The sequence below is a fragment of the Pseudomonas sp. A-1 genome (assembly GCF_004801855.1).
In the GTDB taxonomy this organism is placed as follows: domain Bacteria; phylum Pseudomonadota; class Gammaproteobacteria; order Pseudomonadales; family Pseudomonadaceae; genus Geopseudomonas.
In genome coordinates this window covers 1-9,888 of sequence record NZ_SSTC01000108.1, presented here as the reverse complement: position 1 = coordinate 9,888, position 9,888 = coordinate 1, and the positions used below count along the sequence as shown (strand labels likewise).

General features: G+C 62.7%; 7 protein-coding genes and 1 tRNA gene. 1 reads left to right on the top strand and 7 read right to left on the bottom strand.

Translation table 11 applies throughout. The features are described from left to right. Together E5198_RS22095 and gabD are read right to left on the bottom strand one after the other, a co-directional pair. A partial coding sequence (locus E5198_RS22095) for a hypothetical protein (RefSeq protein WP_256659159.1) occupies positions 1-119 on the bottom strand: 119 nt, incomplete at its 3' end. 144 nt (positions 120-263) lie between these two features. Further along, positions 264-1,718 carry an NADP-dependent succinate-semialdehyde dehydrogenase gene (gabD, locus tag E5198_RS18535; protein WP_136491430.1) on the bottom strand — a complete coding sequence of 485 codons (1,455 nt, stop codon included), beginning with the start codon at positions 1,716-1,718 and terminating at the stop codon, positions 264-266. A gap of 347 nt (positions 1,719-2,065) precedes the next feature. Here gabD and E5198_RS18525 point away from each other — a divergent pair. After that, positions 2,066-2,142: transfer RNA gene (locus E5198_RS18525), tRNA-Arg, on the top strand. 142 nt (positions 2,143-2,284) lie between these two features. Here the strand turns inward: E5198_RS18525 and E5198_RS18520 are convergent. From E5198_RS18520 to E5198_RS18500, 5 genes are all read right to left on the bottom strand, one after another. Beyond that, positions 2,285-3,427: a Wadjet anti-phage system protein JetD domain-containing protein gene (locus E5198_RS18520; RefSeq protein ID WP_136491429.1), complete on the bottom strand. Its 1,143-nt coding sequence runs from the start codon at positions 3,425-3,427 to the stop codon at positions 2,285-2,287. Next, positions 3,411-6,716: an ATP-binding protein gene (locus tag E5198_RS18515; RefSeq protein WP_136491428.1), complete on the bottom strand. Its 3,306-nt coding sequence runs from the start codon at positions 6,714-6,716 to the stop codon at positions 3,411-3,413. The genes E5198_RS18520 and E5198_RS18515 overlap by 17 nt, the downstream gene beginning before the upstream one ends. Further along, complete coding sequence (locus E5198_RS18510; protein WP_136491427.1) at positions 6,713-7,465, bottom strand: DUF4194 domain-containing protein; 753 nt, start codon at positions 7,463-7,465, stop codon at positions 6,713-6,715. The genes E5198_RS18515 and E5198_RS18510 overlap by 4 nt, the downstream gene beginning before the upstream one ends. 2 nt (positions 7,466-7,467) lie before the next feature. Then, positions 7,468-8,967, bottom strand: a complete 1,500-nt coding sequence (locus E5198_RS18505; protein WP_136491426.1) for a DUF3375 domain-containing protein — start codon at positions 8,965-8,967, stop codon at positions 7,468-7,470. Between the two features lie 624 nt (positions 8,968-9,591). Then, positions 9,592-9,888, bottom strand: a 297-nt coding sequence (locus E5198_RS18500; protein WP_218569070.1) for a hypothetical protein, incomplete at its 5' end; no start/stop codon positions are given.

Below are 9,888 nucleotides of genomic sequence, written 5' to 3'. Positions count from 1 at the left end.
TCGACGTCCCACACGGTGGCGTTCTCGGCGCGCTCGGCGACGATCGGGTGGATCTGGCTGACGCCGCGGGCGACGGCAGCTTGGCGGCGTTGCAGCAGGGAGGCGTTGGTCTGGCTCATGGCATTACTCACGCAGGACAGTCGGAGCGTCGGTCGGGGCCGGCCTGCCGGTGGCAGGCCGGCCGGAAAGGAGGGGTGAAGGGCCGTCGCCGACAAAACACGGCCTCCACCCACCCCGGGCCGTGGCCCGGAGTTCGTACGAAATCAGATGCCGCCGAGGCACAGGTACTTGATCTCGAGATACTCGTCGAGACCGTACTTGGAGCCCTCACGGCCGAGGCCGGAAGCCTTCATGCCGCCGAACGGCGCCACCTCGGTGGAGATCAGGCCGGTGTTGATGCCGACCATGCCATACTCCAGCGCATCGGCCACGCGGAACACGCGGCCGAGGTCGCGGGCGTAGAAGTAGGCAGCCAGGCCGAACTCGGTGTCGTTGGCCTGGGCGATCACGTCCTCCTCGTCGCGGAAGCGGAACAGCGGGGCCAGCGGGCCGAAGGTCTCTTCCTTGGCGACTCGCGCGCTGGTTGGCACATCGACCAGAATAGTCGGCTCGAAGAAGTTGCCACCCAGGCCGTTGCCGCCGGCGATCACCCGCGCGCCCTTGCTCAGCGCGTCGTCGAGGTGCTGGCGCACCTTGGCCACGGCATTGGCGTCGATCAGCGGGCCGGTGGTCACGCCGGCCTCGGCGCCGTTGCCCACCTTGAGCTTGGCCACTGCGGCGGCCAGCTTGGCGGCGAAGGCGTCGTAGACCTTGTCCTGCACATAGATGCGGTTGGCGCACACGCAGGTCTGTCCGGCGTTGCGGTACTTGGAGATCATCGCGCCTTCGACCGCGGCATCCAGGTCGGCGTCGTCGAACACGATAAAGGGCGCATTGCCGCCCAGCTCCAGCGACAGCTTCTTCAGGGTCGGCGCACACTGCTCCATCAGCTTGATGCCGACGCCGGTCGAGCCGGTGAACGACAGCTTGCGCACCACCGGATTCTCGCACAGCTCGGCGCCCACCTCGCGGCTGGTGGCGACGTCCGCCGGCAGCACGCTGAGCAGGCCGGCCGGGATGCCGGCGCGCTCGGCCAGGGCGGCCAGGGCCAGGGCGGAGAAGGGGGTCTGCGGTGCCGGCTTGAGCACCATGGCGCAGCCCACCGCCAGCGCCGGGCCAGCCTTGCGGGTGATCATCGCCGCCGGGAAGTTCCACGGGGTGATCGCCGCGGTGACGCCGACCGGCTCCTTCTGCACCAGGATGCGCTTGTCGGCGGCATGCGCCGGGATCACGTCGCCATAGGCGCGCTTGGCCTCCTCGGCGAACCACTCGATGAAGGACGCGGCGTAGGCCACCTCGCCTCTAGCCTCGGCCAGCGGCTTGCCCTGCTCGGCGGTCATGATCTGCGCCAGGTCTTCCTGGTTGGCGAGGATCAGCTCGTACCACTGGCGCAGGCGGGCAGCGCGCTCCTTGGCGGTCAGCTTGCGCCAGGCCGGCTGCGCCACGCGCGCCGCCTCGATGGCACGGCGGGTCTCGGCACGGCCCATGTTCGGCACGCTGCCCAGCTTCTCGCCGCTGGCCGGGTTGAAGATGTCGGTCCGCGCGCCGCTGTCGGCCTCGCACCAATGACCGTTCACGTAGGCCTGCTGGCGGAACAGGCTGGGGTCTTTCAGTTCCATCGCGGTCTCCGGCGGGATGTTCGAAATGTCAAACAATCCTAGGGTCGATCACGGGTGCGCGCAATGGGGTGTGCAAAAAAAACAACGTAGATGATTGAAAATGTAAATTTTTCAAAGACATAGGTTATCGGATGGATCGAAATGTTCGGGATAGCGAACGATCCTCGACGCCATGGACGGCTGTGGCCAACATGCGTATCATGTGGCCGCACGTTGCGAACGGTCTGCCAGTCCGTTCTCACAAGCATCCGTAGCTCAGCTGGATAGAGTACTGCCCTCCGAAGGCAGGGGTCAGCGGCTTGAGAAGCTCGGAAGCTAGTGGTCAAATAGGTCTCTGCAACACATACGCACCTGTAGCTCAGCTGGATAGAGTATTGCCCTCCGAAGGCAAGGGTCGTGGGTTCGAATCCCGCCAGGTGCGCCATATCTTCTTGATTTACACGCCTTTTTCCGAGGCGCCGCCGGTTCGGTCCCTGAGCCGGTTCCTCCCGCAAAATTTCCCCCATGCCGGCCAAACGCAGCATCTTGACCAGTGCACCCTGTCTTGGGTGCCCAACCCGGGCAGCTCACATCGCCCAGGCGGTCATGATCCTTTCCACCTGGTCCCTTGGCAGATATTCCTGTTCCAGACGACCACACTCCCGCGTCAGCAGGTATCGATAGAGGTCGGCCTCGTCGGGCTGTAGACCATCGGGGGCCGAGTCCTGGGCCTTGACCGGCTCGACGACCGCACTGGTCGATGCGTACCGGTCAAAGATCGACCTCTCCATCAGCAGCGCCCGGATGGCCGGCTGTCGTTGCCTCGCGCGCGCCAGCATCAAGAGCCCCCAGGTGTCCATGTCGCCCCAGTAGCCGAGGGACTTGCTGGCCAAGTACGGGGAGCCCAGCCACTGCAGATCCAGTCCGGCGCCGAGAATCGCGATGGTGTCCGGTAGCTCGGGCAACTGGTGGATGCACTGTTCGTTCTCTACCACCAGCACACGGGAGCAGGGCAGATCGACTTCCGCCAGTTCAGCGGTGGTCAGCCTGAGCCTTTTGAACGGCAGCAGGCCGGGTGACAGCGGAGCGACCAGTACCCAGTGGCTGCTGTCTTCGAAGGCATCCAGGAAGGTCGTCAGCCCCTGTGCGGACACCTCGCCTTCGAAGCGCTCGTCGAGCAGCCTGGTCAGCAGGGCGGTGTTGCGCTCGAAGAACTTGGTGTCCACGCCGAGCTCGGCCAGCAGGCGCAAGGGGCGCCCCTGGGCGCAGCCCGGCGACAGTCGAGCGGCAAGTCGTGCGGTGGTGATGACCTCGTCGGCTGATTTTTTTAGCCAGAGACTGCGCTGACTGACAAGTAGGGTGTGAAAGCAGCGGTCGGTCTGCTCCACCAGCGCCTCGAGCATCCGGTATTCACGCATCACTTCGGGATCGCCGCTAGCAGCAACCCACTCCGACGGGCTGCGCAACCGCCAGGTCATGGGCACCTGGACCGGTCCGAGGGCGGCACGGTAGTCGACGGGCTCCCACGTGACCTCACCGATCCGCACTTGCCGCCAGGCTTCGACATGCCGCTGCACGGCTTGGGGATTGGCCGAGAAGAGGCCAGCCGAGGGTTTGCCGATGGTGAAGTCGCGGGGCCAGCCGCCGGGATCGAGCAGGCGCTCCCGGCGGATGCGCGGCTGTTGCCATTGGCGGGCCAGGCTCTGGCCGATATCACTGGGCGACTTCATGGCGGACCTGGCGGCGTTGCTGGCGAAGTTCGTCCAGGGCTTCCCAGCTCAGCGAGGCCAGGCTGGATTCCGGTCCTCGGCGATGAACAACGATGGCCGAGCGGGTGTGGTGGCGCAGCAGACGCATCTCCTTGTTCGGGGTGATGAACACGGCATGCAGTCCGAACTCGCGCAGGGCCGCGATGATGCGTCCGGCGACTGCATGGGAACTGCGTGAGAAGGCCTCGTCGAGGACGATGGTGCCGAACAGCGGCCGGCTGCTGCCGTCCGGGCAGAGCGCGTAGCTCAGGGAGGCGGTCAGTACATAGGAGGCGATGATTTCCTTTTCGCCGCCGCTGCCGCCCTGTGAGCCGGTGCGGGTCTCGATGACCTCGCCGCTTTCCCGGTCGATCACCGAAACGGCGAACTCCAGGCGAAAGCGTGGGTCCAGCAGGGCGCGAGCGGCTAGGGTGCGGCTGCGCTCGCAGGCATCCTTGAGCAAGGCCACCAGCTCCTGTAGGGCCTTGTACTGGCTTTCGCCATTGTCGTCGGTGAAGCGTGCCGAGTTCAGTTGGCGCTGCGCGCGTTGCAGGCTGCGCAGGCTCTCGTGCACGACCTTGCTTGCTACCAGGCGCAGGTAACGACCGGGCTGGAAGTCGACTCGACGCATGGTGCTGTTCAGATCCTCTAGGCGCTCTTCGATCAGGGCGACCTGGTGGTCGACATAGCTGAGCAACTGGGTCACGCCGTCGTCGGAGGAGCGGTTCAGGTAATCCAGGAAGCGCTTGAGCTTCTCGGGCAGGGCTTCCTCGGTCAGTACCTGCAGGCGTGCTAGATACTGTGGGATGTCTTCCAGTTCCCTCCCGACTTCCGCGAGGGCGCCGGTATCCTCCTTCTTAGCATCGGACATGCGCTTGATGAGTTCTTCGCGCAGCTTCTGCAGCTTCTCGCCGCCAGCCTTGAGCTGCTGCTGTAGCTCGTGCGCATGCTTGCGCTCGATGTCTTGGAGGTCGTCCAGCTGTTCGAGCGCCAAGCGCGGGAAGTGCGTGGCTGCCAAGGTGCGTTGAGCATCGCTAAGCCCCTGCCCTGCGCGCTGAAAGGCTCTGCGCAGTGCTGCGTCGGCATGCTCCAGATCTTTCTTTGCAGCGGTGAAGGTTTCGATGGCCTTCCTCAGCTGCTGGTCCAGCTCCTTGTGCAGGCTTTCTGCCTTGTCCAGTTCGACCTTGGCTGTGCCAGCATCGGAGTCTGGGCGGGTCAGGGCATCCAGATGCTGCTGAAATTCGTCGAGTTGGCGCTGCGCGCCGGGCAGGTCGATCTCTTCGAACTCCAGGCGCTGGAGCTGCTCCAGCGCGCGGTACTGATCCTCCAGACTGCCAGCGGCATCCTGCGCGATACGAAGGGCTTGCGTCGCGGTTGTCAGCTGCGTTTCGAGGGTACGAATCTGTTCAGTGAGATAAGCCAGGCGATCTCGGTTGTCGAAACCGGTGAGCCAGTCCTCGTCCAGACGCTTCTGGTCCTGCTTGTCGAAGAAGCGTTCCTTGCCGGACATCAATCCCTGGGCCGTCATCGCGTGCGGGGTTTGCCGCAACTGCTCTGGGCTGTCGACGCAGTGCCGGTCGTTGTCGGCCAGTAGCGCTTCGAGCGCGGCGCGATAAGGATGCTCCTTGCAGGTCAGCTTGTTGGTGAAGCCATCCTCGAAGGGGCGTGGGCGAGAAACAGGTTCCTTCACCTCGAGCAGGCGAACATGCAGGCGATTGTGCCGCTGGTTGATCCACTGCAGTGCGGATCTGGATGACTCCGGCGGTACCAGGATGCGCAGCCGGTGACTGCCGATCGCTCGTTCGATGGCGCCGCGCCAGGACTGCTCCTCGGGTTTGACCTGCACGAGTTCGGCGACGAAGGGCAGGGCTGCTTCATCCAGCCCCAGTGCCCTAGCCAGCTCGCTGCGGAAGGCCTGGTGTAGTCCGGGTAGGTTCGAACCCGGACGACGCTCCACCTCGGCCTTTTCCCGTTGCAGCTCGCCGAGCTGCTCTTTCAGCGCCTGTTCGGCAACCCCCGCCTTGAAGGCCTGCTCCTGTGCTGCGCTGATCTGCGCATCCAGGCTCTGTAGTCGCTCACGGGCCTTTTCCTGGTTGGCGTGCAGGGCCGTCGCGGAAAGCTCGTCCGCCAGGTTGAGGTTTCTGGCCAGCCGCTGATATTGGGTCGCCTGGAGCTCTCGTCGGGCACGGAATTTTTGCCATTCGGCGATGCGCCCTCTGAGCTGATCGATGCCAGCCCCCCCGGCTTTCAGGTAAAGCTGCCGTTGCCGGTCGACCAGCCCTTTCTGTTCATCCAGGCGCTGCTGACATTGGTCCTGCTCCTGCTTTGCCTGTCTGAACGCAGCGTCCAGCCTGCTGGTTTCTGCCTGCCACAGTTGATGGGCCTGTTCGGCGAACCACACGGGCAGGATGGCATCGAGCGCCTGCTGGTCCTCCAGTTGTCGCTGCTGCGCCTGATAACGTTGCCAGCCATCGGCGATCGGTTGCAACGAGCGTTGTTGCCGGCGGGCGATTTCCAGTTCCTGATGGATGCCGGTAAGGTCGTCGAAGCTGGCGGCGACTTCGGCTGCGCGCTCGAAGGCCGAGTTGTCGTCCAGCACCAGCTCGCGAAAGATTTCGTCGATGCTGTTGAGCTGTTTGAGGCCCGCGGCGCGGTTGAGCAGAGTGAAGGCGTTCTCGCCAACCTCGAAGTAGTCGCGCAGCCGGGCCAGGAAGGCCTTCTTGCTGGGGTAGGTCCAGATGCCGGTGCTGTCCTTGTCCATCTGCCGTAGTGCGCGCATGCCGCCTTCGTGATGCAGGTGCAGCCAGTGCTCCAGGGTTTGTTCGGGCGCCTCGCTAAATAGCCACAACTTCTTCATGTCCGTTGCGCTGGAGCTTATGCCCTCGAACCAAAGCAAGGTGCCCAGACGTACCAGCTGACCGTCGCGCTCGAGTGTGGCGGCGATCGCAGTTACTGTTTTTCCGGGGCGGGCGATATGGGATTGACCGGGGCCGCCATCGCCTGGGCCGGAAACACCGCGGACATAGGACACCAGATCCCGGTCGCTTTCATGTCCACCGGTGGAGGCTAGGTTGTATCGTGGGTTGGCGCAGAGCAGTGTCATCAGAGCGTCGACCAGAGTGGTCTTGCCGCTGCCGGTGGGGCCGATCACCGCTGTGCCGGCAGGGTCTATCTCAGCATGGTGAAAGTCCTGGAACCCGCCCCAGTTGTATAGCTCCAAGCGAGTCAGGATGAAGGTCTCGCTGTTACGCCAAAGCGTCGACTGTTTCATTCCATCTCCTCGCCAGCCGCCGGCTCAGTGGTTTCGTTCGACTTATCGATCTGTGCCTGCAGCCACGCCAGCAGTGCCTGAAGGTTCTCCGGGTTGGCTAGGTGCGCGATGATGGGGCGGATGATCACCCGATCATGGGCATCCAGAGCCGAGACCAAGCCATGGCCTTTGAGCTGATCCAGCAGGCCAATAGCACGAGTTCTCTCCCGGGCATCGCTGCCCAGATCACCGAGATAGACCTGCAGTTGCGGAATCAGGTCGTCGACGGCGACCTGTGCGTGGCTGGCGCCGGTCCCGCTTTCCTGTTCATAGGTAATGAAGTGTTGACGCAGGATTGCGATCAGCAGGGACTGTTCCAGATTCAGACGCTGCCTGCGTACCAGCGGGTGAGACCATTCATCCTGTTCGGCCGTTTCGTCCTGCCGTACGGTCACGAATACCAAGCCGCGTACTTCATCGACACCCATGCGCAGGTCGAGGGGCTCCAGAACTCGGGCTATATCTTCGTGCTGGGTGAGCGCGGTGCGATACAAGTTGGGTTTGTGGCTTTCTTCCAGCAGTCCGTACTTGAGCAATTCCTGAACGGTTTCGCGGGTTCGCTGCGGTGTTCTGGGCTCATCGACAGGTTCATCGAGCGACTCGGGTAACTCGATACTGGGGGAGTCGTCATCTATTCCCCTCTGCGGCGAAGCCTGCAGGGTGTCGCGTTCTGTGGAGGCTCCGGTAATGCGATCAAAAATGCCTGCCATGCTCACAACTCCCAGTCGATATCCTTGAGCGCCTCGCTTTCCAGCCCGGCATACGGCAAGTGGAAGATCCAGCGACGTTGCTCGTCGTCCACCAGCTCCACTGTTTCCCTCTCTTTGTCCAGCACCTTGATGCCGGCCTCGCGCGCCATTCCCAGCCAGAGTGCGAACGTTTCCAGGTCATGCGCGGGAGGCAGCAGATGTGCCAGTTCGCCGAGACTCACAGGCCTGCGCTGCTCGGCCAGTACGCTTAATGTGTTGCGGATCAGCGTTTCTCGATCCAGGCCGTCGAAGGCGTCCCAGAAGTCATCGCCGATCTGATCCAGTCCAGCCTGTTTGTCATGCAGGTTCAGCTCGCTTCGCTCTTCATCATCCAGAGCCTTGAAGCGCAAACGCTCGGCAGCCGGCACACTGGTGATAGCTACGCCAACCGGCGGGAGTGGGACGGCCTGGCGGCGTACCGATTGGCGCTGCCAGTCGATATTGAGCGCTAGGTTGAAGATCTCGTTCAGCAGGTGTCCTACCCGGTGATGCTCTGCGGCGAGGCCGGTCTTCATGAATCCCTTCACGTCCCTTTCGCTGCGTGCTCTAGCCTGGAGGACGCTCTGTGTTTCCTGGACGAGGCGCAAGACCAGCCATTGCAGTTCCATTTGCTGCGAGCGGTTCAGGGCTTTGGGGATCGTCGGGTGGCGGAGGATGGTGCGCAGGCGTGCACGCATGTTGTCCAGCTCAATGGACTGGCGTAGCTGTTGTTGGAAACTGTCGAACACGCGACCTTCTGGCGTATTCAGCAGCGCGTCCTGGCCATCGAGCAGTCGGTCGACGATTTCGCCACGGTGATATTGCTCGCTGATGATCGATTGCCTCAGTGCACGATCCGCCTCGCGCCAGGAGTCTTCGACCCGGCGAAAATCGGCGCGCAGCCCAACCGCCAGGTTGTAGACCTCGCGGATGCCTTCGGTCGCCTGGGCCTCGTCCAGCACGCTTATCTGTCCGGCCTCGGCCTGCTCCAGTTCGAACTCCAGATCCTTGATTCGACGGCGCAGACTGGCGATGCGGCTTTCCTTGCTCGGATTCAGGCTGGTCTCCAGATTCTCGATCTCACGCTGGACCACCGAGAGGCGGGAGGCGGTGGAGGTCATGATGCGACTGTCCAGGGACTCCACGAACTGGATGGCGACCTCCAGAGCATCGGTCGCGTAGATCCGTCCCTCGCGCTCGATGATCAGGCGGCGCTTGATCCACTCTCGCAGTTCGCGACCAGCCTGCAGGTGCGTATCCTCTGGACTGATCTCATAAAGGTCTTGGCTGGTATAGGCAGCAAGGATTGTCGCCAGTGCCTGGAGCGCATCCTCTATAGCAATGCCGTCATGAGCTCGCTCGAACAGGGTACGCAGGCAGCCCAATACCAACGGTGCTCTGCGAGACGCGAGCAGGAGCCAGGCTGGATGCTGGTTGCGCGCGGATATGTAGCGCTCTGAGCGCTGTTGAGCGCTTTCTTCCATGATGGCCGACTCCCTGGGGGCGCTCAGTCTGGGTGCTGAGGCTGCCGTGGCGATCGATGGCCTGATGATACGTATTTATTGCGCAGGTGTGGGCAGGGAGGTGGATTCAAGGCAGGAGGCGCGGCTAAGGGTCGGCCTGATGCGTGGGAGTACATGCTGGTTGGCCTCGTCATCAGCTACAGCGCAGGTGGCATGAAGGGGATGGGGGAGGAGAAGCCCCCCTTGCAAAAGCTGGTCGATGGCGCTGGGGGCTCGTACAATGGCTGCCATCTGACCTACTGTAGCTAGTGGTCAAAAGCGCCTCAGCTTGATTTCGTTTCTGTGCCTAGGATTTTGTTGTTTAAGTGACGGCAGATGACGTGAAGCCACATTGCCGAGAAACGCTCGAAGCCTTGCACCACGTGGCTTACAGTCACTTTAGGGCGCTTTCAGTTAGCTGAGATTCCTGTACCGCATTGGCCTCCGAAGGCAGGGGTCGTGGGTTCGAATCCCGCCGGATCATCGACAGGGGGCCTGCACCAAGGTGCAGGCCCCCTGTTTGCTTTGTGCCATCAGCTTGGGACGATTGCGGTCGGCGTATCCCCGTATCAGTCCTTATATATGGTGCTCCTGGCGGTTGTGCACTCAACGCATGTGCTCGGGCCTTCCTGGCGGAATCATTTCAATAAAGTCGTTGACGTCGCCGCCGATGTCTCTATAATGCGCCCCACTTCCAGCGGCAAGCTGATCGAAAAAGTCTTGTAAATCAAGTGCTTGAGTCGGATTGGTGGTGGAAGTGCAGGGTGGTTTCCCTGCTGCGTCTTCGGCCTCCGGGTTGAGCGCGGGTTGTTCGGAGGTGTTGACAGCGGCTCTGGTTGCTGTATGATTCATCTCCCTCGCTTCGGTGGTCGAGTTCTTCGCTGAAGCGCAAGCGGTTGATTC

Bases quoted from the DNA above. Each gene is read 5' to 3' on its own strand.
- gabD (WP_136491430.1), bottom strand. From the start codon at position 1,718: ATGGAACTGAAAGACCCCAGCCTGTTCCGCCAGCAGGCCTACGTGAAC.
- E5198_RS18520 (WP_136491429.1), bottom strand. From the start codon at position 3,427: ATGAAGTCGCCCAGTGATATCGGCCAGAGCCTGGCCCGCCAATGGCAA.
- E5198_RS18515 (WP_136491428.1), bottom strand. From the start codon at position 6,716: ATGAAACAGTCGACGCTTTGGCGTAACAGCGAGACCTTCATCCTGACT.
- E5198_RS18510 (WP_136491427.1), bottom strand. From the start codon at position 7,465: ATGGCAGGCATTTTTGATCGCATTACCGGAGCCTCCACAGAACGCGAC.
- E5198_RS18505 (WP_136491426.1), bottom strand. From the start codon at position 8,967: ATGGAAGAAAGCGCTCAACAGCGCTCAGAGCGCTACATATCCGCGCGC.